25 protein-coding genes are annotated in these 26,712 nt (G+C 62.5%); 21 read left to right on the forward strand and 4 right to left on the reverse strand.

The window, feature by feature from the left end:
* The first annotated feature begins 36 nt into the window (after positions 1-36).
* The 6 genes from proX (at position 37) to K32_RS13030 (ending at position 6,319) form a co-directional block, all read left to right on the forward strand.
* Positions 37-1,023 carry a glycine betaine/L-proline ABC transporter substrate-binding protein ProX gene (gene proX, locus K32_RS13005; RefSeq protein WP_201399951.1) on the forward strand — a complete coding sequence of 329 codons (987 nt, stop codon included), beginning with the start codon at positions 37-39 and terminating at the stop codon, positions 1,021-1,023.
* Positions 1,024-1,131: 108 nt separating this feature from the next.
* Complete coding sequence (locus K32_RS13010; RefSeq protein ID WP_201399952.1) at positions 1,132-2,337, forward strand: M24 family metallopeptidase; 1,206 nt, start codon at positions 1,132-1,134, stop codon at positions 2,335-2,337.
* Positions 2,338-2,345: 8 nt separating this feature from the next.
* On the forward strand, positions 2,346-3,149 hold the full coding sequence (locus K32_RS13015) for an SDR family NAD(P)-dependent oxidoreductase (protein WP_201399953.1): 804 nt from the start codon (positions 2,346-2,348) through the stop codon (positions 3,147-3,149).
* Between the two features lie 40 nt (positions 3,150-3,189).
* Positions 3,190-4,101 (forward strand): allantoinase PuuE, encoded by a 912-nt coding sequence (locus K32_RS13020; protein WP_201399954.1) that lies wholly within the window; start codon positions 3,190-3,192, stop codon positions 4,099-4,101.
* Complete coding sequence (locus tag K32_RS13025) at positions 4,098-5,261, forward strand: glycine betaine/L-proline ABC transporter ATP-binding protein (protein ID WP_201399955.1); 1,164 nt, start codon at positions 4,098-4,100, stop codon at positions 5,259-5,261. Before K32_RS13020 ends, K32_RS13025 begins: the two co-directional genes overlap by 4 nt.
* Positions 5,262-5,305: 44 nt before the next feature.
* Positions 5,306-6,319, forward strand: coding sequence for a GlxA family transcriptional regulator (locus K32_RS13030; protein ID WP_201399956.1), 1,014 nt, complete (start codon positions 5,306-5,308; stop codon positions 6,317-6,319).
* A gap of 52 nt (positions 6,320-6,371) precedes the next feature.
* On the opposite strand, the gene K32_RS13035 is transcribed toward K32_RS13030, so the two are convergent.
* Positions 6,372-8,039 (reverse strand): M48 family metallopeptidase, encoded by a 1,668-nt coding sequence (locus K32_RS13035; RefSeq protein ID WP_244669485.1) that lies wholly within the window; start codon positions 8,037-8,039, stop codon positions 6,372-6,374.
* Between the two features lie 496 nt (positions 8,040-8,535).
* Between K32_RS13035 and K32_RS13040 the strand changes: the two genes are divergently transcribed.
* From K32_RS13040 to K32_RS13065, 6 genes are read left to right on the forward strand one after another with little or no spacing between them, the layout of a single operon-like run.
* Complete coding sequence (locus K32_RS13040; protein WP_201399957.1) at positions 8,536-10,134, forward strand: ABC transporter substrate-binding protein; 1,599 nt, start codon at positions 8,536-8,538, stop codon at positions 10,132-10,134.
* 3 nt (positions 10,135-10,137) lie between these two features.
* Positions 10,138-11,160: an ABC transporter permease gene (locus K32_RS13045; RefSeq protein ID WP_201399958.1), complete on the forward strand. Its 1,023-nt coding sequence runs from the start codon at positions 10,138-10,140 to the stop codon at positions 11,158-11,160.
* A gap of 1 nt (position 11,161) precedes the next feature.
* Positions 11,162-12,004: an ABC transporter permease gene (locus K32_RS13050; RefSeq protein WP_201399959.1), complete on the forward strand. Its 843-nt coding sequence runs from the start codon at positions 11,162-11,164 to the stop codon at positions 12,002-12,004.
* Positions 12,004-12,912 (forward strand): ABC transporter ATP-binding protein, encoded by a 909-nt coding sequence (locus tag K32_RS13055; protein WP_201399960.1) that lies wholly within the window; start codon positions 12,004-12,006, stop codon positions 12,910-12,912. Before K32_RS13050 ends, K32_RS13055 begins: the two co-directional genes overlap by 1 nt.
* Entirely contained in the window at positions 12,906-13,688 is a 783-nt protein-coding gene (locus K32_RS13060; protein WP_201399961.1) for an ABC transporter ATP-binding protein, read from the forward strand. The genes K32_RS13055 and K32_RS13060 overlap by 7 nt, the downstream gene beginning before the upstream one ends.
* Positions 13,689-13,734: 46 nt before the next feature.
* On the forward strand, positions 13,735-14,520 hold the full coding sequence (locus tag K32_RS13065) for a phosphate/phosphite/phosphonate ABC transporter substrate-binding protein (protein ID WP_201399962.1): 786 nt from the start codon (positions 13,735-13,737) through the stop codon (positions 14,518-14,520).
* Between the two features lie 176 nt (positions 14,521-14,696).
* Here K32_RS13065 and K32_RS13070 read toward each other — a convergent pair whose 3' ends face one another.
* Positions 14,697-15,308: a TetR/AcrR family transcriptional regulator gene (locus tag K32_RS13070; protein WP_201399963.1), complete on the reverse strand. Its 612-nt coding sequence runs from the start codon at positions 15,306-15,308 to the stop codon at positions 14,697-14,699.
* An 81-nt stretch (positions 15,309-15,389) separates the two neighbouring features.
* Between K32_RS13070 and K32_RS13075 the strand changes: the two genes are divergently transcribed.
* Positions 15,390-16,088 (forward strand): SDR family NAD(P)-dependent oxidoreductase, encoded by a 699-nt coding sequence (locus tag K32_RS13075; protein ID WP_201399964.1) that lies wholly within the window; start codon positions 15,390-15,392, stop codon positions 16,086-16,088.
* A gap of 195 nt (positions 16,089-16,283) precedes the next feature.
* On the opposite strand, the gene K32_RS13080 is transcribed toward K32_RS13075, so the two are convergent.
* Positions 16,284-17,924 carry an arylsulfatase gene (locus tag K32_RS13080; RefSeq protein WP_244669990.1) on the reverse strand — a complete coding sequence of 547 codons (1,641 nt, stop codon included), beginning with the start codon at positions 17,922-17,924 and terminating at the stop codon, positions 16,284-16,286.
* 295 nt (positions 17,925-18,219) lie between these two features.
* The gene (locus K32_RS13085; protein WP_201399966.1) at positions 18,220-19,620 is read right to left on the reverse strand and encodes a PLP-dependent aminotransferase family protein; all 1,401 of its coding nucleotides are present in this window, start codon (positions 19,618-19,620) and stop codon (positions 18,220-18,222) included.
* 189 nt (positions 19,621-19,809) lie between these two features.
* On the opposite strand from K32_RS13085, the gene K32_RS13090 reads away from it, so the two are divergent.
* The 8 genes from K32_RS13090 (at position 19,810) to K32_RS13125 (ending at position 26,380) form a co-directional block, all read left to right on the forward strand.
* Positions 19,810-20,229, forward strand: coding sequence for a RidA family protein (locus K32_RS13090; protein ID WP_244669487.1), 420 nt, complete (start codon positions 19,810-19,812; stop codon positions 20,227-20,229).
* Positions 20,230-20,341: 112 nt separating this feature from the next.
* A complete protein-coding gene (locus tag K32_RS13095) occupies positions 20,342-21,169 on the forward strand; it encodes a transporter substrate-binding domain-containing protein (RefSeq protein WP_201399967.1) in 828 nt (275 codons plus the stop codon).
* 121 nt (positions 21,170-21,290) lie between these two features.
* Complete coding sequence (locus tag K32_RS13100) at positions 21,291-21,941, forward strand: amino acid ABC transporter permease (protein ID WP_201399968.1); 651 nt, start codon at positions 21,291-21,293, stop codon at positions 21,939-21,941.
* Entirely contained in the window at positions 21,938-22,594 is a 657-nt protein-coding gene (locus K32_RS13105) for an amino acid ABC transporter permease (protein ID WP_201399969.1), read from the forward strand. Before K32_RS13100 ends, K32_RS13105 begins: the two co-directional genes overlap by 4 nt.
* Positions 22,587-23,366: an amino acid ABC transporter ATP-binding protein gene (locus K32_RS13110; RefSeq protein WP_201399970.1), complete on the forward strand. Its 780-nt coding sequence runs from the start codon at positions 22,587-22,589 to the stop codon at positions 23,364-23,366. The genes K32_RS13105 and K32_RS13110 overlap by 8 nt, the downstream gene beginning before the upstream one ends.
* Positions 23,356-24,555, forward strand: coding sequence for a DUF1116 domain-containing protein (locus K32_RS13115; RefSeq protein ID WP_201399971.1), 1,200 nt, complete (start codon positions 23,356-23,358; stop codon positions 24,553-24,555). The genes K32_RS13110 and K32_RS13115 overlap by 11 nt, the downstream gene beginning before the upstream one ends.
* A gap of 5 nt (positions 24,556-24,560) precedes the next feature.
* Positions 24,561-25,976 (forward strand): FAD/NAD(P)-binding protein, encoded by a 1,416-nt coding sequence (locus K32_RS13120; protein ID WP_201404484.1) that lies wholly within the window; start codon positions 24,561-24,563, stop codon positions 25,974-25,976.
* A complete protein-coding gene (locus K32_RS13125; protein ID WP_201399972.1) occupies positions 25,973-26,380 on the forward strand; it encodes a RidA family protein in 408 nt (135 codons plus the stop codon). Before K32_RS13120 ends, K32_RS13125 begins: the two co-directional genes overlap by 4 nt.
* Positions 26,381-26,712: the final 332 nt, after the last annotated feature.

The raw sequence follows: 26,712 nt of genomic DNA on the forward strand, positions 1-26,712 counted from the left end.
AACAACAATACAACAATATACCAGAGGGTAATTACCATGAATACGAACAAGACCAAATCAACAAAACTTGCCATCTTCTGCGCCGCGGCAATGACCGCGCTGATTGGCACAGCCAACGCCGAGGAACCGAACGGTGGGAAAACCGTCGTTACCTGCACCTCGACGTCTATCGAGGGCCTCTTCCACCAGATGATCCCGATCCTCGGCCTGCGCGAGCTCGGCTACAAGGTCGACATGCCGAAGACGCTTTCGGTCCCGCTGGTCCACCAATCCATCGCCATGGGCGACTGCGACTATGCGGTCGACGAATGGGTTCCGCTGCACCAGACGTTCTATGACGCCGTCAAGGACCTGACCACGCGCCTGGGCCCGACCATTGCGGGCGCCTCGCAGGGCTACCTCATCGACAAGGCGACGGCCGACGCCCACAACATCAAGAGCCTGGAGCAGTTCAAGGATCCCGCCATCGCGGCACTCTTCGACACGAACGGAAACGGCAAGGCCGACCTCGCCGGCGCGAACCCGGGCTGGGGTTCCGAGAAGATCATCAACAACGAGATCGCCAAAATCGGCCTCAAGGACACCGTCGACCATAATCAGGGCGAGTACTCGGTCCTGATCTCCGACGTCCTGGCCCGCTTCAAGAGCGGCAAGCCGGTGTTCTTCTATACCTGGACACCCAATTGGACGACGGCCGAGATGAAGCCGGGCGAGCAGACGGTCTGGCTGACGGTCGATCCCGCCAATTGCAGTGCAGACGAGCCCTGCGGCACGTCGACAAGTGGCTTTCCGGTCAACGACATCATGATCCTGGCCAACAACGAATTCCTGAAGCGCAATCCGTCGGCGAATGCCTTCCTTTCCGCGGTGCGCATTCCGCTCGCGGACGTCAATGCCGAGAACCTGCTGATCCATCAGGGCCAGTCGTCCGAAAAGGAAGTGATCGGCCATGCCGAGAAGTGGGTCGCGGACAACCGGGCGCAGTTCGACGCGTGGCTGAAGCAGGCGCGCGCCACTCAGTAATTCGCGACAATCCCAAGCCTGCAGGACTGACGGATATCAGTTCCCCGCTGCGGGGGAGCACATCGCCCCCTGCAGCCCCAGCGCCATATAAACCGAGGCCAGACTAGAATGACTGCAAAGAGCTTTGTCGGATCGACATTTCCTGCCGTGGACGACATGGGCAAAAGTGCGCAGATCCGACTGACCAGCGACGAAGAGCGGAGCCGGCGGCTTGCTGAGCTGCGCGCGATGATGACGAGCAACGCGCTGGAAGCCATCGTGATCTCGGGTAAGAGCGATCTGCGCTTCCGCGGCCGCGTCCTCTACACGTCCGACGTCTTCCAGTTCACGGCCGATTCCTTCGTCGTGATCACGCATAGCGGCGCCCCCATCTTCATCACCACTCCGGTTGTCGGCCTGGGCCAGGCTCGCCGCACCAATTGGGCCGAACAGTTTCATGTCAGCGCCCAGCCCGGTCATGTAATCGGCGAGATCCTCGGCAAGGAGAATATTCTTTCGGGCAAGGTGGGCGTGGTGGGTCTCTCGGATGCGATTTCCGCGATCCACATGAAGGAAATGACCGAGTCCGCGCCGGCCTCGATCGAGTTTGTGGACGCCACGGATGAGTTCGAGCACGTCCGCCGCGTCAAGAGCCCCGAGGAACTGGCCAACCTCCAGCACATCTCGGCCGTGTTCCGGAAGATCTTCCAGGCCATGGAGGCTGAAATCCGTCCCGGCGTGCAGGAGTCCGACATTGCCGGCGCCGCGGCGCGGCTGGCCAAGCTGCATGGCTGCCGGGATGTGAAGGTCGCGATGGCGACGACCCCGTTCAACGCCGTCAGCTACGGATCCAACCGGCGCATCGAGCGGGACGATGCCTTCATGCTCTGGATCGAGTCTCCGGGTCCCTCCGGATACTGGCTTGAACTGCGTCGGTCCTACTGCTTCGGCGCGCCTTCCGCCGAGATCGTGGAATTCTGGGCGATGCTGGATCAGGTATGGGCCACGGCTCTCGAGGCCATGCGCCCCGGCGTCACCGGCGCAGAGGTCTTCGCTTCGATTGAACCGCTTCTTTCGGCATATGGATGCCGGCTCAGCCCATCGAACTACAGCCTGCACGGAATCGGCGCCGATGCGATCGAAGGGATGTGCTACCCCGGCAACGACAAGCCGTTGCTCGAGGGCGAGGTCGTGTCGTTCCATCCCTCCCTGGTCTTCGACGATGCGAAGAAGGCCGAGAGGATTAGCTTCCTGGGCATGACGGACAACGTGTTGATCACGCCGGAAGGTGGCCTGCGCCTTACCTACGATTCCGACGCCATTCGCGTGCTCTGAGGGACGCCATGAACACCTCCCCTTCAAGTCCACTCGCTGCCGGCTTCCTTTCGGGCAAGACGGCCATCGTTACCGGAGCTTCATCGGGCATAGGCAGGGCGATCGCCGTCGCCTATGCGGCGGCAGGCGCCTCCGTGTTCATCGCGGACATCACGGAAACGCCCAAGGAGGGCGGCGAAACGACCGCCGCGCTGATCACGAAGGCTGGCGGATACGGGCAATTCGTGGCCACGGACATCGCCAGCGCGGAATCGGTCCGGAACCTGATCGAGACAGCGACCGGCTTGACCGGACGGCTGGATATCCTGGTCAACAACGCGGCGACCTATGTCAGCAAGAAGCTGACGGAAACGACGGACGAAGAATGGTCGCACGTCGTTTCGGTGAACCTCACGGGGCTCTTCAACTGCAGCAAGCAGGCGATCGAACAGATGCTGCGCCAGGATCCCGTGAATGAGGTCCGAGGCCGCATCATCAACATCACGTCCCAGCATGGGATGGTCTCGGCGCCGAAGGATTTTGCCTACGGCGTGACCAAGGCTGCCGGCGTCTATGCGACCCGTCAGATCGCCGCCGACTACGCGAAAGATCTGATCATCTGCAATGCCATTGCACCGGGGAAGATACTGACCGGAAAGCCTGGGGTCGCCGTGGACCCGGATGCCCTGGCCTATTCCAAGATGCGGACCCCGATGCCTCGCTTTGGCGAGCCGCAGGATATCGCAAACGCCGCGCTCTACCTCGCCAGCGATCTCTCTTCGTACACCACTGGCATCAACCTGATGGTCGACGGTGGATGGATGGCGGCCTGACCCCCGCCCCTCCCCGTTCATCGACTTGCTAGGACAAAGAATGACCTATCAGCCACATCGGGATTTGATCGGCTACGGCCCGAATCCGCCAAAGGTTCAATGGCCGAACAACGCGAGGGTCGCGCTCAACTTCGTCATCAACTACGAGGAAGGCGCAGAATACAGCATCGGCGAAGGTGACGGCCGGTCGGAGACGATCCTCTCCGACGTCTCGCCTTCTGCCCCTATCGCCGGCCGTCGCGACCGGAACATGGAGTCTCTCTACGAATATGGCTCCCGCGTCGGCATCTGGCGCCTTGCCCGGCTTTTCTCGGAACGCCAGGTCACGCCGACATTCTACGTTGTCGGCCGGGCGCTTGAGCTGAACCCTGAAGTTGGCAAGGTGATCGCTTCCCTGGGAAGCGACATCGTGTGTCACGGATGGCGTTGGATCGACTACGAAGAGCTGGACGAAAACGAGGAACGCCGTCACATCGCGCAGACGGTTGAGACGATCCGGTCCATTACCGGTATCGAACCGACCGGCTGGTACACCGGACGCCCCAGTCTCAATACGAGGCGCCTGGTCGTCGAGCACGGAGGCTTTCTCTTCGACAGCGACGACTACAATGACGACCTGCCCTATTCCGTGACGGTCTCGGGCAACCGGCATCTCGTTGTTCCGCACAGCTTCGATTGCAATGACAGCCGCTTTTCGCGGGGCTCGGGCATCGAAACGGGCGACCAGCTCTATGCCTATCTGCGCGATGCCATGGAATGGCTGGTTGCCGAGGGCGAGGCGTTGCCGCGGATGATGACCGTGTCCCTGCACTGCAGGCTGAGCTCGCGGCCCGGCCGCATCGGCGCCATAGCCCGGTTTCTGGATCTCGCCCGGTCCAATCCCCATGTCTGGATATGCCGGCGCACCGACCTGGCAAGGCACTGGTTGAGCCAAGTGGGAGAAGGTCAATGAATGCGATCGCTTCCGTAGCAGACCGCAACAGCCAGCGCGAAGTCCTGCTTGCCATAGAGCATCTATGCAAAATCTACGGTGGCGACGAAGCCCGCGCCGCCAAGCTTGCCCTGGAGGGCAAGGGACGCGCGGAGATCCTGGACGAGTGCGAGTCCTTCGTCGCGGTCGCCGACGCGACGCTGAATGTGCATCGCGGCGAGATCTTCGTGATCATGGGGCTTTCCGGTTCCGGAAAGTCCACCTTGCTTCGCTGCATCAATCGGCTGATCCGTCCCACCTCCGGAACGGTTCGATTTGGGGCGGAGGACTTGACCTCCGTCTCGGAGGAGAGGCTGCGAGAGCTCAGGTTGTCCAAGATCTCCATGGTCTTTCAGCACTTCGCCCTGCTGCCGCACAAATCGGTGATCGACAACGTCTGCTTTGGCCTGAAATTGCGCGGGGTCGAGAAGTCCGAGCGCTATGCTATCGCCAAGGAATTGCTGGGCCAGGTCGGCCTGGCCGGCTGGGAGAGCCGCTTTCCGCACAATCTGAGCGGCGGCATGAAGCAGCGCGTCGGATTGGCAAGAAGCCTCGCCGTAAACCCGGATATCCTGCTGATGGACGAGGCATTCAGCGCGCTCGATCCCGTCATTCGCCGGGAAATGCAGATCGAATTGCTGCGCCTGCAGAAGGAGCTGAACAAGACCATCCTGTTCATCACGCATGACATTCAGGAAGCGCTGCTTCTTGGCGACCGTATCGCGATGATGAAGGATGGGCGGGTCGTCCAATGCGGGAGCCCGTCCGACCTGATCCTCACGCCTGCTGACGACTTCGTCGCCGAATTTACTCGTGACGCCGATCGCGCACGAATGCTGATGGCTAGGGACATCATGCTGCCGATTGAACGGTTCAACCAATCGGAAGATCAGAGCAGCCTCTTCAGTATCGACATGGACCCGACAGGATCGATTTCGATCCTTGAACGAGACTGCTCAACGCGCGAGACGCGCAAACTCTCCGTGGACCGGTCCAGGTTTGCGCGCGATACCGATCGTCTGGGACAATTGCTTCCGCTCGCGGACAGCCCCCTTCCGATTCTTGTCACCGACGCGAGCGGCCGCGTTGTGGGTGCGACGACGAGGGAAAAGCTTCTCGCGACGATCAGCATCAAGCATTGAGGGCCGCCGGTTGGGCAAGAGGGTGAAGTGTTGGAGACCATGTGATGCCGCAAGCTAAGACCGGTGCAACTCCTCCGCTGCTTCCCGCGTTCGGCGAGAAAGTGGAGCCGCAGCGGTTCGGATTTCTCCTGGTTCCAAACTTCTCGCTGATTCCGTTTGCCGCGGCGACCGAAGCCCTGCGCGTTGCAAACTGGTTGTCCGGCCTGACCCTGTACGAATGGTACTTTCTCACGGAGGACGGCCGCAGCGTTCCTGCGGCCAACGGCCTCGAGGTCGCCCCCCATGCCAAGTACGATGAGGCGCCGCCGCTCAACAACATCATCGTCTTCGCGGGCGGAAGGGTCCCCCCCACTCTGCGCGAAGAGCGCGTTCTCTCGTGGATGAGACGACAGGCGCGAGCGGGCGTGCGGATTGGCGCTGCCGGCCTCGGCAGCTTCATCCTGGCACGGGCGGGACTTCTCAATGACTATCGCTGCACCGTCCACTGGAAGCTCCTGCCGAAGTTTCGGGACGAGTTTCCGCATTTGAACGCGACCGACGAAATCTACGAGATCGATCGGGATCGCCATACATCCTCAGGCGGCACCGGCACGCTGGACGTCATGCTCGCCCTGATTGCCGGCGACCATGGCGAAACCCTCGCTTCGCATGTCGCCGAAGAGTTCATGCATGACAGGATACGTCCCAGCTCACACTCGCAGCGCATGCCATTGCGCTTTCGCTTGAACATAACCAACCGCAAGGTTCTCAACGCCGTCGGACTGATGGAGAAAAGCATCGAGAACCCGCTGAGCTGCGCCAGCATCGCGGAATCTCAGGGTGTCTCCGTCCGACAGCTCGAGAAGCTGTTCCGCGCTCACCTCGACACGACGCCCAAGGAATATCAGCGTCAGATACGGCTCAAGTTCGCCCGCCGCTTGCTCATGCAAACGACGCTCTCCGTGCTGGAAGTCGGAATGGCGACGGGATTCTCGTGTCAGTCGCATTTTTCCAAGGCATACCGGGCCGAATTTGGCGTACAGCCTCGGCATGACCGTGGCAAGGACAGCCTTCTCTAACGGGCTCAACGGCTACCGATGCCGCAGGGGCTGAGAACGTGGCCGCGTCAGGTCATGAGCCGCAGCAGCACGACGCAGCCGTGACTTCGGCCGGCAACTTCGGAGCCGGAGCCGTGGCCCGCGTCGTTGTCGACCGGCAAAGACAGGCTGCCGTGATGGGCGTGTCAGCAAGGCTCTGAGCTTTCGCGAGCTTTTGCTCATAGAGGGCCAACTCGCCATGCTCGTCCTTGAGCCTTAGGCATTCCACAAGCCCGTGGAGCGCCCAGACGTTGTCGGGGTGCTGGGCGCATCGCTGGATCTGATTGGTCAGACCGAGATCGTCCCGGTAGATCTGCTCGGCCTCTTCAAAATGCCCTTGCTCGGCGAGCAGGGCTGCCAAGGCGTGCCGCGGCGGATGCATCCACGCCCAAGGTTCGATATAGTTCAAACTGTCGTCGAGCCGCACGCTTTCGCGGAGGTGGTCGAAGGCAACGGCGTAGTCGCCCCTGTGATAGGCCAATTCGCCCTCAAGCATCTGCTCTCCGACGGCGAGCACGTCGTGGGCCATGTTGTTGAAGAAGCGGCGCTCGGCAGGAATACGCGCCAGGCTCTCTCTAAAGAGCTGTCTTTCGACGTCGGCACGCGAAAAATCCTTCAAGGCAGCGGCCGCGATCGTGCTCGCGTAGTGGTGCATCGCGGTCGAGACCAGGTAGAGAGCCGGCTCATCGGGAGCCGGTTCCGCAAGGATCGCCTCCCAGCGGCCAAACCGTACGAGGACATGCGATCGAACGGAGTAATACCCTTCGAGCGTCATCGCGAGCTTGGGTCGATCCTTCACGCTCAGGACGTCTTTCGTGATGATCCCACGAAGTTTATCGGCGGCTGCAATCGCCTCGGAATAGCGCCCCAAGAACATGCATGCATGGATCATCAGATGTAGATCGTGCGCGCAAGCGACGGTGTAGTAATTGTGCTTCCCGGCGTAGGCGAGAAATTTGTCGTTTGCCGCAATTGCTTTCTTGCTGGCGACCCGGGCGCGATCGTAGTCGCCACAAAGCACAAAGACATGGCCGGGCATGTGATTCATGTGGCCGGCCTCAGGGCAAAGATCCTCCAAGGCAAGTGCCGCCGCCATCGAGCGCCCGGGCTCGGTAGACATCTCAAGCGCATGTATGTGCAAATGGATGATTGCAGGATGCTGCGTGGCCCCGGCATGGTCCTTGGCCGCCATCGAGCGTTCGCATACCTCGATGGCCTCCAGAACGTCTGAGCCTGCTGCAGGCCGACCGGACTTGAGGTCCCAAAGCCGGCGGGGCGTCCGGGTTAACAGCGCCTCTGCAAAAAGTGCTGCCACGTCGTGGTGATCGCGGTTGGCATGATAGAGGCGCCGCATCGACGCGGTGTAGTCGTCTTCCCAGCGCTCGAATTCGGCAAGCGGCACAGGGTTTGGCAGCTGGAATCGCCGCGCGAGCGCTTCGACAAGCGCATTCTCCAACTCGGAAGCGCTGTGGGCGTACAGCCGCGCGCGCTGCACACTGTCAAAGGCCAACCGCGTGACGGCGATGGCCTCCTTCTCTCCCAATTCGCGCCAGGTCAGATTGTAGAAGGGTCCTGAGCCATAGGCGATGCCCCAATGGGCCATGACGCATTCAGGATCGGTTTCCAGGGCCTCGCGAAAGCACCGGACGCCCTCTTCGCGGTTAAAGCCGTGACACCAGTTCAATCCGAGATTGAACCACATCCGCGTCTCTGCAGAGGGCGAAGAAATCGCCCACCTATGCGGCCCAAGGTCGAATACTTGTGGGCTAAATGTCGTCTTGTTCTCAAACATAGTTCCGCGCAACCGACTAGATTGGGGCGCAATGTCGGCACAGGGCGATAGTCTGTCAATGGATTCACAGCTCGCATTGTAGAATGTTATGCTCAAGAATGGACAGAATATAGAATAAATCTAAATGTTACGCGAATTAGCTTATGCTTGGAATATTTATATTCAATTATACCTGACATCAAAATCTGGTTCTCTTGACCCATTCTGGTGACGCTGATTGTATCGGCGAGCTTGCCGACGGGTTGATGCAACCTTCGGGGCAGGTAGCAGGGGCTAGATTTCGGCAGCAGGGCAGCAAGTGACTGTCGCTGCGCCGGCTTCGGATCACCCAACGAGATTGTGGAGCGCCGCCAGCCGCTGTTCGAACAACGGGGGCGGGACCGTTGTTTAAAGAGAGGGGCATTTTATGCTGAGCCGCCGCGAATTTGTTCTCGCTGCCTCCATGGGAGCGATGGGCCTGCCACTGCTCGGAACCGCCGCGGGGGCTCAATCTCGCTCTGATACATTGCTCGTTGCGGCCGAGATGACCCCGAACAGCCTGGACACCCACACGGTCGGTGCAAACCGGGCAAGCTATGGCGCAGCGTGGCTGATCTACGACAGGCTTTTGAAGTTCGGGGTCAAGTCGCTTCCGGAAGGCGGGCTTTCCTACGACTACTTCAAGCTGGAGCCCCAGCTCGCAGAGAGCTGGGAGATTTCACCCGATAATTCGTCGGTGACGTTCAACCTTAGGCGCGATGCCGTCTTCCACGATGGAACACCGGTGACGGCGCATGACGTCAAATGGTCGTTCGACCGGATGGTCAAGGTTGGTGGATTTCCCCAGAGGCAGATGGAACAGGCCTCTCTGACGGACGTCAATCAGTTCGAAGTGGTGGATGACCACACATTCAAGCTGACGTTCTTGCGCGCGGACAAGTTGACGCTTCCGTCACTCGCGATCGTCGTGCCCAACATCTACAACAGCAAGCTCTGCCAACAGCATGCCACGGAGGCGGATCCGTGGGCGCTTGAATGGACAAAGAACAACGGCGCCGGCAGCGGCCCCTATAAGGTCGATACATTCAAAGCCAGCGAGCAGATAGCGCTGACACGTTTCGACGAATGGAAAGGCGGAGAGGCGCCCAAGATCGCGCGGGCTCTGTTCCGGAATGTCGGCGCAGCCGGAACGCGCCGGGCGCTGCTGGAGCGGGGCGACGTCGACGTTGTATCCGATCTGCCTCCGCGCGACGTAGCAGATTTGCTCAAGGACAACAAGCTTCGGGTGTCCTCCACGCCGATGGCCAATACCCTGAAGTATCTGGCGATTTCTACGATCATCAAGCCGTTCGATGACGTGCGGGTCAGGCAGGCGATCGCCTTCGCCATCCCTTACCAGTCCTTGATCGATACGGCCGTGCACGGCCGGGCCCAGCCTCTTTTTGGCGGCGCGGCGGAGCCACAGGACGCATCCTGGCCCCAGAAATTCCCGTACACCTACGATCCGGACAGATCGAAAGCCCTGCTTGCCGAGGCGGGCTTGGCCGGCGGTTTCGAAACCAGCCTGGCCTTTGATGCCCAGGCGGCTTCCGCGGATGAGGCGACGGCTCTGCTGATCCAAGACTCTCTCGCCAAGCTCGGCATCCAGGTGCGCATCGACAAGCTGGCGGACTTCGCGGCCCGCAGAAACCAGAAGGCCTGGCCGCTGGCCCTCGACCTTTTCGGAGCGTGGTTCGACGATCCTGACTTCTTCTTCCGCTGGCTCTGGCACAGCCAGAATACGATCTGGAACCTGGCGAGCTACAAGAGCCCGGATATGGACCGCCTCCTGGATCAGGCACGCGTCGAACGGGACGGCGCGCGCTATACCGAACTCGTCAAGCAGTTCATCAAGCTGGCTGCGACCGATGTACCCTATGCGCCGCTGTACCAACCGACCCTGGACGTCGTGACGAGCCAGGCGGTAAGCGGGAACGTGTATATGTTCCATCGCCAGCTCGATGTGAGAAACCTACGCAAGGACTGAACCATGCGTAGCATTCCAGGGCTGGCGATCCGCCGAGTAATCGCTGGCGCGCCGACATTGGCGGGCATTGTGATCGTCTCGTTTCTGATGACACGTGTCCTGCCCGGTGATCCGGCGGTCTATTTTGCGGGCGCCGCTCCGACCCCCGAGGCGATTGCCGATTTGCGACGCACCCTGCAGCTGGACCTGCCGCTCTGGCAGCAGTTTCTCGCCTACATAGGGCAGTTGAGCCGAGGGGATCTGGGCCGTTCGCTTGTGACTGGCCAGCCGGTGACGGCGGATTTGCTGGCGCGGCTGCCCAACACTCTGGAGTTGACCCTCACGGCGCTGCTGATCGCAGTTATTGTCGCGATACCGCTTGGTGTGCAGGTGGCGTTGCATCGCGGCCGGGCTCTGGACCACGCGTTTCGCGTTGGATCGACGATCGTTTTGTCCGTGCCGGGCTTCTTTTCGGCGCTGATTCTGGTGTTCGTTTTCTACTACCAGCTGGACTGGGCGCCCGCGCCACTCGGGCGGCTGGATCCTATGGCCTTCGAGCCACCGACGCGGACTGGCTTTCTCCTGATTGATGCGCTCCTGGTTGGTGATTGGGGAAATTTTCGCGACGCGCTCGCGCACATGATGCTTCCAGCGATCGCCCTGGCCTTGACGGCGGTCGGCCCGCTGGCGCGCATCACGCGTGCCTCGATGCTCGCTGTCCTGTCGAGCGATTACGTGAGAGCCGCGCGATCGCATGATCTCCCACGACGGACGATTATCTACGTCTATGCCCTGAGAAATGCCCTTCTGCCGGTCCTGACCACTGCGGGGTTCGTCCTTTCGTATCTGATCAGCGCCAATGTGGTGATCGAGAAGGTATTTGGTTGGCCTGGAGTGGGCACCTACGCACTCGATGCGCTCGCATCGTCGGACTATGCAGCCGTCCAGGGCTTCATTCTGGCGATTGCGACGCTCTACCTCGCGGTCAGCATCGTGCTCGATATCCTGGCTGCCACGCTCGACGTACGTACCCGGATTGCGAATTGAGATGAGCGTGCTTGGTACGATAGCGCCTCGAGGCTGGCGCCCTGCCCTTTCGTCTGCAACGCTGACGGCCTGCGTCCTGATCCTGGCAATTGCCGTGCTGGGAGAATTCATCGCGCCCTATGATCCGATAGCGACAAACAGCGCGCTTCAACTGATGCCGCCCAGTCTGGCCCACCCCTGCGGGACGGATCAGCTCGGGCGCGACATCTGCTCACGGATCCTCGTCGCCACCCGTATCGATCTGTTTATCGGGGTCGCCTCGGCGGCATTGGCGCTCCTCTTCGGAGGAGCAATCGGGGCCATCGGCGGATTCTTCGGGGGGTGGTTCGATCGGGTCTGCACCTGGCTCGTCGACACCATCATCGCCTTTCCGCTGTTTCTGCTGGCCATGGGCATCGTCGCTGCTCTCGGGAACTCGTTCATGAACGTGATCTATGCGACGGCGATCGTGAACCTGCCGTTCTACGCCCGTGCGATGCGGGCCGAGATCCTGCAGCGCCGCCATGCCGGCTTCGTCGAAGCCGCCCAGGTGGCCGGCAATAGCCAATGGAGGATATTGCTGATTCATCTGGTGCCCTGCGCTCTGCCCGGTCTTGCCGTTCAGGCCTCGCTGACGATGGGGTGGGCGATATTGAATGCCGCAGCCTTGTCGTTCATCGGTCTAGGAATCCGGCCGCCGACGCCGGAGTGGGGCCTGATGGTCGCGGATGGCGCCAGCCTCATTATCAGTGGGCAATGGTGGGTATCGATCATGCCAGGCATCGTCCTCGTGGCGGTCGTCTTGTCGTTCAACCTGCTTGGCGACGGATTGCGGGATCGCCTCGATATCCGGGAACGTCGCTGATGTTGGAGGTCAACGGACTAACCGTCGTTTTCGAGAATCGGCGACGGACCGTACAAGTTCTCGATCGGGTCTCCCTCAGAATCGAACCTGGAGAGACGCTTGGCCTGGTTGGGGAGAGTGGATCGGGAAAATCGGTGCTGTCTTACGCGATCAGCGGCCTTCTTGACCCGGCGGCCCGCATCACGAGCGGCACCATGGCCTGGCGGGGCGAACCAATGAGCCCCTTGCGCGAAAATCGTCGACCCCGATTGCCGATCGCTCAGATCTTTCAGTCGCCGCGGAGCAGTCTCAATCCGACCCTGACGGTGGGGCGCCAGATTTCAGATGTGGCAGGACCGGAACGTGTGGCTGAACTGCTCCGCACCGTTCGCATCCCGGAATCGAGAGCATCCGCCTATCCCTCCGAGCTCTCCGGCGGCCAATGTCAGCGCATTGGCATCGCCCTAGCGCTTGGGCGCGAACCGCAGCTGCTGGTGGCCGACGAGCCGACGACGGGTCTGGATGTGCTTACGGAAGCAGCGGTTCTCGACGTCATCGGGGAATTGTCCCGCGAACGAGGCATGGCGACACTGCTCGTGACCCACAACCTCGCGCTGGCGGCGGCGCGCTGCAGCCGTATCGCCGTCATGCACGCTGGCCAGATTGTGGAGAGCGCGCCGGCAGATGCCATTATTTCCGCGCCTCGGCATCCGTACACGGTCGCGTTGCGTGGCTGCGCACCCCAGTTCAACGCCAGCCCGGCCTCCCTGGCTGTCATACCGGGTCAATTGCCCGATCTCTCGGCGCCGCTACCCGCATGCCGCTTCAGTCGCCGTTGCGTGAACTATGGGGTCGAGTGCGAGGAACGCCCGCCCGTGGAGCTGGTCGCGAAAAACCATTTCGTCAGCTGCTGGCATCCGTCATGCTGAAAGTTGAGGGACTTGGCAAAAATTACGGCGGCGGGTGGGGACGAACACCGGTTACCGCCGTCCGCAGCGCTACGTTCGAGATCGCGCGAGGCGAAAGCCTGGCGCTCATTGGAGAGAGCGGTTCGGGAAAGACGACAGTAGCGCGCATGGTCTCGCGTCTCCTTCAGCCGAGCAGCGGCCGGATCACCTTTGATGGCATCGACATTGGTGACATCGCGCCCGGCCGTTTTTCCCGCAGTCCCATGCGTCGGTTGATCCAGCACGTCTTTCAGGACCCGGATGATGCACTGACCCCGCATCTGACGGCCTTCGACGCCATTGCCGAGCCATTGAGAAGGCTCGACAAGCCGCACGATTTATCCAGGCAGGTTGAGGAATTGGCGGATGCGGTGTTCCTGCCGCGCAGTGTCCTGCAGCGATATCCCCACCAGCTTTCCGGCGGCCAGAAAGCCAGGATTGGCATCGCACGAGCCCTCGCACCTCAGCCACGCCTCCTGGTGTTGGACGAGCCAACAGCATCGCTCGACGTTTCCGTGCAAGCCGGAATTCTCAAGCTGCTGGATGAACTGCGCAGCGCTCTCGGGCTCAGCTTCCTGTTTGTCACGCACGACATCGAAGTCGTGAAGCTGATGTGCTCCCGGTTCGTTCTGATGCAGCATGGCGATGTTGTCGAAGCCGGCGACGTGGCGTCGTTTCTTCGACACCCGCAAAGCTCCTACGGCCGAGCCTTGCTGGACGCCATTCCACGGTTCTCGTCTACCAGCATTTCCTCCTAGCCACGGCTCCATGGGATCCAAGCGGATGCGATCGATAAGCCTTCCGATGTATTTCCTCCCGGAAATTGCGGCAGCCAACTCTGCCCTTTACGACGAGCTACGCAACAGGCTCGCACGGCAAGGATTTGACGCAGCCACGATCCAGTTTGACGGCGGTCGAGCGTCTGTCCCGGATGGCATCGAGCCCAATGTGCTCTTTACGCAAATCTGCGGCTATCCGCTCTTCAAGCGCTTTCGGTCGCAAGGCCGGATGCTGGCAACGCCATGCTACAATTTCGCGGGCTGTGAAGGCCCAACGCATCGCGCCTATTTCATTGTGCGTTCAGACGATCCAGCCAACTCGCTCGAGGATCTGCGCGGCCGCATTTTCGGCTGCAACAGCTTGGTGTCCAACTCCGGCATGAACCTGCCCCGCTTGTCCTTGGCCCACATTGCGGACGGCAAACCGTTCTTCTCGGCTGTCGTCATGACGGGCGGCCACATGCTCAGCCTCGATCACCTGCGCGAGCGAAAAATCGATGTCTGCTCCATCGACAACGTCACGTGGGGTTTCTTTCAGAAGCACCGGAAAGCCGATTCCGCTCAGTTCCGGATTTTGGATGAAACCGTCGCCAGCCCGTCGCTGCCCTTTGTCACGTCATCCGAGACGAGCGAAAAGCAAGCGCAATTGCTGACGGAGGCCCTTTTCGAGGCTTTTGAAGACCCATCAACGCTGCACATTCGCAATGCGCTGGAAATCAGTTCCCTCGAAGTTCCGGACATAGCCGCATACGAGCAATTGGCCCTTTATGAGGAGCAGGCGCGGCAGCTGGGCTATCCCGAGATCATCTAACGATCATACAGCGAAACCGGCCGATTTCGCCCTGCGGCGACACCGCCTGAGAAGCGCGTCTTGTTGGGCCACGCGCGCAGGATGCCAAGCGTGAAGCAGCGGCTTCGCTTTTGCCACCGCGTCGTTGATGGCGCTCAGAAGCAGCGAACCACCATCCTGGACGCTTGGTCCGGCGACTAAGGGAATGCAGATTCAAGCGCGTCGAGAATCTCGACGAAGAGTTGCTGGAGCGGACGCTGGTTGCCGGGAAGATCCCACCTCTCGACGGCCACGCGAAGCGCACCCACGGCACTCATCGCTACGAGGCGGAGTTCCAACCTGCGTTCAGGTTGGCGCCATACCTCGCAGAGCACTTCGAAAAGAAGCATCTCCTGCTCGGCAAACGCGGCGTGCTTGGTAGCCCGCAACCCCTCGCTTGAGGACATGATCTTCGCGATCGCCTTCAACTGATCGGCGCTGTAGCGCGACAAATGTTCTGGAAACAGGCCGCGGATCGCTTGAAGCGGCAATTCGTCGGGCGACGCCTGGCGCAGGTCGTCCAGGAATGCCTCCCAGCCGCCAAGTTGCCAGCTTCGAAGGATTTCGTCCTTGCTTCTGAAGTAGGCGAAGAACGTCCTGCGCGAGATTTCCGCAGCTTCGGCAATGGCATCCAGCGTCGTCGCTTCATAGCCTCGCTCGAGAAACAGACGCACCCCGGCCTCTGCGATCCTGCGATGCGTTTCGCGCCGCTTGGTTTCGCGGATGCCGTCCCCGCGCCCCGCATTGTCCCGGACTTTGAATGTTGACATGGCTCTCAATAAATTGCACTCAGTGCATATATTTTCGCACCTAGTGCGGAAAATGCAAAGAGCTTTTCAGGAGATGGTGCGATGGACGTAGCGCTGGTCACTGGTGGCAATTCCGGCATCGGATATGAGGTCGTTCGGCAACTCGCCAAGGAAGGGATGGTCGTCTATCTCGGCAGTCGCGATGCAGAAAAGGGTATCATCGCCGCGGCCGAACTTTCCAGCGCGGGCGACGTTCGGCCGATACATCTCGATCTGGCCGATGAGGCAACATTGCGATCCGCCGTGGAGCGCATCGACAGGGAGCAGGGCCGCCTCGACCTGCTCGTCAACAATGCGGGCGTCGCGCTGCCTGGCGACAGGCCTGAAACCATCGCCATCGTGTTTCAAGCGAATCTGCACGGCCCGGTGCAGCTTGCGCAGCTATGCGTGCCGCTGCTTCGCAGGTCGGCAGCGGGACGCATCGTCAACGTCTCCAGCGGCGCGGGCCGGTTTTCCTTCATGGCCGGCGATTTCTTCAAGATGGATCCGGAGAAGCTGCACTACGCCTATCCGGTCTCCAAGACGGCGCTCAACGCCGCCACGGTGCTTCTGGCGAAGGCATTGGAGCGCGAAGGCATCAGGGTGAACGCCGTGTGTCCGGGAATGGTCGCCACAAGGCTTAGCGGCATGCGAGGCAAAAGCCCGACCGAAGGCGCCGCTATCATCGTATCGGTTGCCAAGTTGAGCGTGAATGGGCCTACAGGCGGCTTCTTCGACGGAACCGGCCCCATCGATTGGTGACCTTGTGCCCAATGGCGCAGTCCAGGAACTACGGATCGCACGAAGGACTAGCGACTCCTAAACAGATTTCACCTGAAGCGAGCGCGCGGTGCGGGTGGCACTGAATCGCTAGCATGAGCCCCCTCGTTTGTGCCGCTGTCTGGCAGCGGAGGAGCGGGACGCGCTCGAGGAGGGCGCCCCGCTCGGCTTGGCGGGCTATTGCCCGGACTGGTTCTTGATCGCCTCGTCGATCTGCGTCTTGACCGCGTCGAGATTGAACGAGGCCGGCGCCTGCATCGGCGGGAACTTCAACGCCGTCTTCGCCAGCTCCGCCACCTCGTTCTGCACCAGGACGAAACGCCAGAACTGGCGGGCGTAGAAGTCGTTCATGTAGCCGCCGCCCATATCGTTGAGCGTCTCGCCCCGGATCGACGGCGTCCTTTCGAACGGGTCCTGCCGGATGTTGACGATCGACGGCATGTCGGTGGTCGCCTTTTCGCCCGGCCAGCCATAGGGCTGCTGATAGAACTGGAACTTGAAGTCGTCGATGCGGATAGCGCCCAGCTTCGCGCCGCCGAAATAGAACAGCTCATGCCGGGCCGAAGGCCCCTTGCCCAGCAGCAGGTCGAGCTGGTTGTAGCCGTCGAGATGGTTCTTGTAGGTTCGCCCACCCAGTTCGACGCCCTGCAGCAACTGATCCTTGATGTCGGGATTGCCGGCGGCGGCGGCCAGCGTCGGCAGCCAGTCGAGGCCGGAGAAGATGCCGTTCTCCACGCTGCCGGGCTTGATGTGGTCCGGCCAGCGGATGATTGCCGGGACCCGGAAGCCACCCTCCCAGACCGTCCCCTTGGTCGCCTTGAACGGCGTCATGCCGCCGTCCGGCCAGGTGAAGACCTCGGCGCCGTTGTCCGTGGTGAAGATGACGATGGTGTTGTCTTCCTCGCCCATGTCCTTCACGTGCTGCAGCAGCGCGCCGATGCTGTCGTCCATCTGCGCCATGCCGGCTTCCTCGAGCCCATAGTTCGTGGTCGCGTTCATCATCGCCTGATACTTCGGCGGGACGAACGTGAAGACATGCATGCGGGTCGTGTTATGCCAGACGAAGAACGGCTTGCCGTCCTGCTTCGCCTTGTCCATGAAATTGGTGCTGGCCTGGACGAGCGCGTCGTCGAACGTCTCCATATTGTACTTGGCCTCGCGACCCATCTGCCAGTTCTGCCGTCCCGCCATGTTCGGGAACGGCGCCAGCGGGCCCTCGTCGACGATCTTCTGCTTGCCGACCTTGCCCCAGCGCGGCTGGAGGGTCGGATCCTCGGTATCGGTCGCATAGGTGTGGAGGAGATCGCGCGGTCCGTACTTGTCGATCCAGTCCTGCGGATAGTCGTGCCAGTACGGATCCGACATCGCGTCGAGATGGTAGAGATAGCCGAAGAACTCGTCGAAGCCGTGCAACGTCGGCAGGTATTTGTTCAGATCGCCGAGGTGGTTCTTGCCGAACTGCCCGGTCGCATAGCCCTGAGCCTTCAGCACGGTCGCCAGCGTCACGGCCTCGGCCGGCATGCCGACGTCGGCGCCCGCCTGGCCCACGGTGGTAAGGCCCGTGCGGATCGGCAATTCGCCGGTGATGAAGTTGGCCCGGCCGGCCGTGCAACTCGCCTCGGCATAATAGTCGGTGAACATCATGCCTTCCGACGCCAGCTTGTCGAGGTTGGGCGTCTTGCCGGACATCATGCCCCGATGATAGGCGCCGATGTTGAACCAGCCGACATCGTCGCCCATGATCACCAGGATGTTGGGTTTCGCAGCCGAGGCTTGAGCCAGGGCTGGACCGGCAACGCCTAGGGTCGACGCCACCATCATTCCCGCAGCGAGAAGGCGCAATCTCGCGCGCGTTTTCCCGGTCACCGTTTCGGGTGATGCTTCTTTCAGGCTCATGATCAACTCCTCAAGATCAAGGAAGTTCGACAAGGCTCGAATAGCAATCGACCGGCGCAGCGCCCGCTGGGACCATACTTCGTCAAACTTGGGGGCACCCAATGACAAGGTCGCGAGGAGCGATTGATGGATAGCCCGTCCTCCGCGTCTCGACCCGCGGCAGGATCTGCCGCACCGCGAAGGCACAGGATGCAGCTTTTCCAGAAAGCGACCGGAGCTAGAGGACGCGGGGCGTCTCGTCGAGCAGCAGTGTTCGGAGCCTATGCAGGGCCGTCTCCAAGGTGCTCCGATCCCGCGCGCCGTTGATGCAGATCCTTATCCCGTCGCTATGGTTGAGGGAGGACACCTCGAAGACTGTGAACGGCGTTATGCCGACGTCGCGCTTGTGGGCCTCGCGGACAAAGGCCTCGGCAGACCATCCGTTCGTCAGCTTGAGCCAGGCATAGTAGGCTTCCGGCCGGGTGATCAGGTGTCGCTCCGAAATGATGCCGGTCAGAATGGCCTGCCGGGCGCGGGCTTCGGTCCGCAAGGCGGCGATCACCGTCTCGATCGACTTTGAGGTCAGGAGGCGGACGACATGCTCGGTCGTCACGGCCGATGCCATCAAGGTGGTGGCGCGCAGGGCAACGCCGAGCGCGTGCTGCGCATGCCGGGGCATGCGCAGGAGGCCGACCCGGAGGCCCGGGCCGATGATCTTCGAGAAGCTCGTGACATAGACGGTACGGTCGGGGTCGAGGGCCGCGAACGGAACGGCCGGCGTATCCAGCATGAAGTTCCAGACGTCGTCCTCGACGATCGTGACGTCGTGCCGCCGGCAAACCTCCAGGATCTCGTGGCGTCGCTCCAGCGACATGATCGCGGTCGTCGGATTGTGCAGGGTGGGCGTGCAGAACAGGACCTTGGCGCCTGTCCGGCGACAGACGATGTCCAGGTATTGCGGCATCAGCCCTTCCCGGTCCATGCGGACGCTGACGAGCTGCCGCCCCATCATGCCCGCCGCGGATTTCAGTCCGTAGAAGGCAAGCTCTTCCGTCATGACCACATCCCCTGCCCGGCTGAGGGCGGCCATGGCGAGGAGGAGACCGTGCTGTCCGCCGCAGGTGATCATCACATCGTCCGGCCCGCATTCCAGACCGAAGCGAGACAGCCAATGCGCCCCGATCGCGCGGTGGCGGCGTAGCCCGGCGTCGATCTGACGGGCCAGCAGGGAGGGTATGTCGATATCCGCGTGCCATTCGCGCAGGATCTCGGCGGCGGCCGGGTGAACCGGCGCCTCGTCGGGAAAGCTATGGGAGAGATCGATGAAGGATCGCGGTGCCGAGCGCTCCCACAGGGAACTTGGCCCATCCACCCCGGCGGGCTCCTGGAGGAACGTGCCGCGGCCGACCTCGCCCGACGTCACGCCGCTGTCCCGCATCATCGCATAGGCGCGGCTCACCGTGCCGATATTGACCCCGACCTTTTTGGCAAGGTCACGCTGCGGCGGCAGACGATCTCCGGGCCTGAGGTCGCCCGTGTCGAGCGCGAGCTCGACCGCCTTGACGATCGCCAGATAGCGGGGGCCCGCGATCGAGGCGATCGACCGCGTCCAGTCGTTTGATTTCGGAGAGGAGGTCATCGCTGCGCGCCATATGCCGGAATTGTCCTAGCGATTGTCCTAGCAAACTTCGCGCCACGATCATCCCTTGATCAGATTGTCCGATTTTTCTGCCCCGGAAGGTCCTTCAGCCTCGCGCGCGCAAGGCCAGTCCGACTGGCCTATCAATTGCAATGACATGTCGTCCATCCCGAAACGGAATAGCCGACCATGTCATCCGATAAGCCCTCCGCTCCCCTCTTCCACATGATCGCCGACGGGCCGACGCCGGTCGCTCCGTTCAGCCATGCCGTCGAGACCGACGGCTTCGTCTTCGTCACCGGGCAGATGCCCGACACCCCCGGAAATCCGGGCCTTCTGCCCGAGGGGATCGAGGCCCAGACCGTCAACGTCATGCTCAATCTTGCCATTGTTCTCAAAGGTTTAGGGCTTGGGCTCGAGCACGTCGTCATGGTGCGGGCCTATCTCACGCATTTCGCGCAAGACTATGCCGTCTTCAACGAGACCTATCGCCGCTTCTTCGCCGAGGGCCGCCTGCCGGCGCGCACCTGTGTCGGCGTCACCGGCCTCGCCTACGACGCCCGCGTGGAGATCGATCTCGTCGTCCGCAGGCCTGCCACGCCGGCCTAGAGCGGCGTCTGGCACACCCCTTGCAATTTGACCCCTGCAGTTTGTCCCCCTGCACATCTTGCGCGGCTCGCGGTCCCGATCGCAGGCACCACCTACAGCCAAGGAGAGTCCAATGACGCAATCGATGCTCAAGTCCATTCGGTTCATTCTGGTGACGGCCACGATTTGTGGCGCCACCAGCGCATTCGCGGCAAACCTCGACGAGATCAAGTCCAAGGGTTCGATGACCGTTGCGACGGAAGACAATTACAAGCCGTTCGAGTTCATCGAAGACGGCACGCCCAAGGGCCTCGACCACGCGCTGCTGGCCCTGCTGAAGCAGCAATCCTCGTTCACGGTCGAACAGCAGATTATCCCCTGGACGGGCCTGCTGCCGGGCGTCACCTCCGGCAAATATGACGTTGCGCTCACGGCCGCCGTCATCACGCCGGAGCGCGTCAAGAGCCTGGACTTCACCATGCCGATCGCCGAGGCGACGCAATATTACGTGGTTCGCCAGGATGAAGCCGGCATCAAGAGCGTCGCCGACCTATCGGGCAAGACGGTCGGGGTGCAGTCGGGCGGCGCCTCCTATGCCGCGCTGTCGGACCTGAAGGAGATGCTGGCGAAGACGGGCGGCCAGCTCGGCACCGTCCAGCAGTACACGTCGTTTCCCGAGGCCTATCAGGATCTGGCCAATGGCCGCCTCGACTACGTGATCAATGGCGTGGTCAACCTGACGAGCCTCACCAAGGAACAGCCCGGCATGTTCAAGATGGGCCAGGCCGTCGCCAGGCCTGCCTATGCGGCCTGGGCGGTGCAGAAGGGAAATGCGGATCTGCTTGCCTATCTCGACGACTTCCTGCTGAAGGCCCGCAAGAGCGGCGATCTCTATCAGCTGCAGCAGGAGTGGCTCGGCACGACCTTCAAGGACATGCCGGAAACGCCGACCACCAAGTGAGGCCTGGTCCCGGGGGCCTGCGTGACTTCGTCCCGCAGGTTGCTCCCTCGAACCCTTGGCCCGCGTCCGAGGCGACATTGATCGCCTCCCTCGCCCCACCCATTTCCGAAGCAGGACCGCCATGACCTGGGCTGCCTTCCTTACCCTGATCAGCGGCGCGTTGACGACGATCGCGTTGTCGGCGTCCGGCATCGTCATGGGCCTGCCGCTGGGCCTCGCCCTGGCGCTGATCCGCTGGGGGCGCGTGCCCGTCGCGAGCGGGCTCGTCGCCTTCTATGTCAGCATCGTCCGATCGACGCCGATCGTGACGTTCGCGCTCTTCGTCTTCTTCGTCCTGCCGAGCATCGGCCTGGAATTGCAGCCGATACCGGCGGCCGTCCTGACGCTGACCCTCAACACCGCCGCCTTCAATTGCGAGATCTGGCGTTCCGCCCTGGGAAGTTTCCCGCGCGACCAGGTCGAAGCGGCGCACGCCTTCGGCATGACGAGACAGACCCTGTTTCGACGGATCATCATGCCGCAGATCTGGCGCACGAGCATCGGCCCCCTGACCAACGAGATGACGATCCTGCTGAAGGGGACACCCGCGGTCGCCGTCATCGGCGTCGTCGAAATCACCCGGGCGGCGAGCCGGATCGGCGCGGAAACATACCGTCCCCTGCCCCCCTTCCTCACGGCGACGATCCTGTACACGCTCATCATCGCGGTGCTGGTTCAGGGCCAGCGCCTGGTCGAGCGGCGCATCAGCCAGCGCTACGGGTATTCGCCATGAGTGCCTTGACCGTGATCTGGGAGCAGCGGCAGCTCTTCCTGGACGGGCTGCTGAATACCATCGCGCTGGTGGGCATCTGCGCCGCCTTCAGCCTTCCGCTTGGCGCGCTCGGCGCCGTTCTCCTGCTGGAGGCCGGCGAAAACGTAAGCCGCATCTGCCGCGCCGCGGTCGACCTGATGCGCTGCGTGCCCTTTCTGCTGCTTGCCTACGTCATCTATTACGGACTGCCGGGGATCGGGCTTCGCTTCAGCGCCTGGGGCGCCGGGATCGTGACGCTGGTCGCCTACAACACGGCCTATCTCGTCGAGATCTTCCGGTCTGCCATCGTCGCGCTTCCCAAGGATCACGCCGAGGCGGCGCGCGCCTTCGGCTTTCGGCCGTGGCAGATCTATCGCCGGATCCTGTTCCCGCAGGTCCTGGCGACCTCGGCGCCGATCATCGGCAATCAGCTGGTTGTCATGGTCAAGGACAGCGCCTTGCTCATGATCATCACGGTGCAGGAACTCTCCTTCGTGGCCAACTTCATCAACACGAACTACTTCACGCCCTTCGCTCCCTTTGCCGTGGCGATGGCACTCTATTGGGGCCTGTGCCTCGTGATCGAAGTCGGCGTTGCCCGGCTCGGCAGACCGCGGTGGATGCGTCATGGCTGATCTCAATGTACCCGCGATCTCCGCGCGCATGGTCTGCAAGCAGTTCAACGGCGTCGAGATCCTGAGGGACATCTCCCTCGACGTTCAGCCGGGTCAGACCGTTTGCCTGATCGGGCCGAGCGGATCCGGCAAATCGACGTTCCTGCGCTGCCTGAACTGGCTCGAAGTCCCGACCTCGGGAACGATCGAGCTCAACGGCAAGCCGCTCGGGATCGAGGTCGCGCCCGACAAGAGTATCCATCCGATGTCCAACGCGGCGCTCGCCAAGGCGCGCACGCGCATCAGCATGGTGTTCCAGCATTTCGCGCTCTGGCCGCACCTGACGGTACTCGGAAACGTCATCGAAGCCCCGGTCCATGTCCTCGGCCGCCCCAAGGCGGAAGCGATCGAGGAAGGCCGCCTGCTGCTCCAGCGCGTGGGGTTGGCGGACAAGGCCGACGTCTATCCCCACACCCTTTCCGGCGGGCAGAAACAGAGGGTCGCCATCAGCCGGGCGCTGGCCATGCGACCCGACGTCCTGCTGTTCGACGAGCCGACCAGCGCGCTCGATCCGGAGATGGTCGGAGAAGTCCTCGCGGTCATGCGCAGCCTGGCAGCGGAGGGCTACACCATGATCGTCGTCACGCATGAAATGGCATTTGCCCGCGACGTCGCCGACAGGATCGTCTTCCTCGACGGCGGCCGCGTCATTGAGACAGGAGAGCCCATGGCGTTTTTCGATCAACCTCAAACCGAGCGCGCCCGCCGCTTCCTGGCCCGCTATGTCGGCTGAGGCGAACGCACGGGCCCTGGGGCTCATCGAAGCGGCCGAGCCGGTTCTCACGGGCGTGACGACCGCGCGCGAGGCGCTCCAGCTCGACGACCTCGAACTCGGTCACGCGGGACCGCCTTTCGAGACCCCGGACGCCATTCCGCGACTGGTCCTGAACGCGCTCGCAGGTGCTGCGGTCCACGAAGGCTGGACGAACTCGGTCGAGAGCGCGCGTCAGAAAATCCTCGACGGCGCGATCCGTCTCCATTCCAACCATGATCTCGGCACGGTCTCGCCGATGGCCGGCGTCGTCCGCCCCAGCCAGAAGCTGATGCGGGTCGAGAACCGGGCGGGCGCGGGCGTCGTCTACGCGACGCTGGCCGAATCCGGCCGCCGGGCCCTGCGCTTCGGCGTCTATGACGAGGCCAGCGCGGCAGGCCTGCGTTGGGTGGACGACGTGCTTGCCGAGGCGCTCGCGGCGGCTCTGCCGGCCGAAGGCCTGCCCGTCTTCCCCCTGGTCGCCGACGGCGTCGCGCTCGGAGACGACGTGCACCAGCGCAACATCGGCGGCATGATGGCCTTCATCCGGGCCCTGCCCGCCCTGGACGACCCTTGCCGCGCCTGGCTCTTTGCCAATCCGCAGCACTTCCTGAACTACGCCATGGCGGCCGCCAAACTCGCGCTCGATCGTGCCGATGGCGTTCCCGGCTCGAGCATCGTTACCGCCATATCCCGGAACGGCGTCCATTGCGGCATCCGTGTCGCCGGGACGGGAAAGCGCTGGTTCACGGCAAAGGCCGTCCTTCCCGTCGGTGGCTTTTTCGCGCCCTTCACGATCGACGACGCCCAGGCCGACCTCGGCGATAGTGCGATCGTCGAAGCCTACGGGCTTGGCGGCGCGATCGCCCATGCCTCGCCGGAGATCGCCCGGACAATGGGACGGGATTGGGACGAAGCGACGGACGCGGGGCGAGTTATGCGACAGCTCTATATCGGCAAAAACCCGGTCATTGCACCCGCTTTGTGCGGCGAGCCCGGCGTTGGCCTCGGCCTCGATGCCCGTCGTGTCGTCGAGGCCGGGCAGCCGGTCCGCATCCATACGGGGATCGGTCACAAGGACGGTCAATCGGGCTGGATCGGGGTCGGCGTTGCCGAAGCCCCCCTCGCCTGCTTTTCGGCGGCAGTCCAAGCCTTGGGAGAGGGATCTTGAAGAAGATGAACGGGCGCAAAGGCTCGCCAACGCGTCTGGTCGTGATCGGCGGCGGCTTTACCGGCGCGGCCCTCGCCATCCATGCGATCCGGGCGAGCCAGGATGACATGGAGATCACCATCATCGAGCCGGCGGCCGAGCTGGGCCGAGGCACCGCCTACGGGACCGACGACCCCGCGCACCGCATCAATGTCCCGAGCGATCGCATGACGCTCACCAAGGACGATCCCGAGGGAGCGACGCGCTGGCTCTTCGACCAGGGTATTCTACCGGACGCCGGGAGCGACGACGGTGAGGGGCGGTACTATGTGCCTCGCCGATCCTATGGCGCTTTCATCGCCGCGAGCCTTCGCAGCGAGATCGAACAGGCCGGAGGCCGCATCACGTTTCGGCATGTGCGGGACAGCGCCAACGCGGTGATCCGCGGCGACGGGGCCTGGCGCATTTCGACGGAAGCCCATGGCGAACTCAGCGCGGATCTCGTTGCCCTATCCTTCGGACATGCGGCGCCGTCGGCACCCTGCCCGATCGAAGCGGACGTCGCGAAAAACCCGAAATTCGTTCCCAATCCCTGGGCTGCCGATGCCCTGGCCGCGATCGGCGAGCAGGACAGCATTCTGATCGTCGGCACCGGGCTGACGATGGCCGACGTCGTCATGAGCCTTCGCGCGACCGGCCGGAACGGACCGATCACCGCGATTTCCAGGCGGGGACTGGTTCCCGGCGCGCACGGCTTGTTTCGCTCCGACGTCGACCTCTTCGAGGGCGCCCCGCCGCCGCGCACCGCCCTCGGCCTGCTCCGGGCGATCCGGCGCCGGGTTCGCGACACGGAAGCCGAGATGGGCTGGCAGCCCGTCGTCGACAGCCTGCGTGCGCAATTGCCGGACATCTGGAACGGATTGCCGGCCGCCGAACAGCGCCGTGTCCTCAGCCGGCTTCTGCCCTACTGGGACGTCCATCGCTTCCGCATCGCGCCGCAGATCAGCGCCGCGCTCGAACGCGATCGGGCCGCCGGAGGGCTTTCGATCGAGAAGGCGGGATTGTCGGGCCTCGCCCCGGATGGCGATGGATTGAAGGCGCGCCTGAAACGCAAGGGCGGTCCGGCCGAAGAGCGAAGCTTCGACGCCGTCGTGCTCTGCACGGGTCCGGACAAGAACGTCGCCGCCAACCCGCTCGTCGCCGCCCTGCTCGCCCAAAAGCTCGCCTGCCTCGATCCGGCGGGATTGGGCCTCCGCGTCGATCGATCCAGCCGCGTCCTCGATCCGAACGACCAGGTGACGCCCGGGCTGTTCGCGTTCGGGCCGATGACGCGCGGAAGCTTTGGCGAAATGACCGGAGCCCCTGACATCGCCAGCCATATCGAACGGATCGCCGGTGATCTGTTCGGCAAGACGTTTTCGCTGAAAGGTAACCGTCTGTGACCACCAAACTCCATCACGTCGTGCCGAACGCCAGCCCGCCGCCGCCCTCGTCCCTGTACTCCCACGCCGTTCAGGCCGACGGGTGGCTGCATGTCACGGGGCAACTGCCCACGGACCCCGACGATCCGGCGGCTCCCTTGCGCGAAGGCATCGAGGCGCAGAGTGAACTGTGCTTCGAGAACATCCGGCGCATCCTGGACCATGCGGGCTATCGCCTGGACGATACCGTGTTCATCCGCATCTTCCTCAAGGAGTTCGACCGGGATTTCGCCGCCTTCAATCGCATCTACGCCCGGCATTTCCCGCAGGACCAGCTCCTGCCCAGCCGGACGACCGTTGGCGTTGCGGCCCTCGGAAGAGGCGCCCTGGTGGAGATCGACCTGGTCTGCTTCCGGTCGACCTGACGGTTCGATGTCGATTGCGGCACCGATTACTGCGATCTCGGGCTATTTGGCTTTCAGAGTCTTGATCGCTGCATCGGTCAACATCTTGGGCCACCTCTCAAAAGTACCGTCATGCAGTACTGGGAGGCTCAGACCGAAGACTGCCGCGTATATTCAACGAGCCAGATCAAAAAAGTACCGTCAGGAGATTCATCCCTGGCGGCACTTCACATTTTCCTGACCATCAATATGGGCAAAGTCCATCAGACAGGCCGTCGAGCGCGATCTATACGCACCGATGGCTGCTGCTATCGGTGGGAGTAGTTTCTCTTTTCAGCGCTTTATGACGTGCA

This window comes from Kaistia sp. 32K (assembly GCF_016629525.1).
Lineage (GTDB): Bacteria > Pseudomonadota > Alphaproteobacteria > Rhizobiales > Kaistiaceae > Kaistia.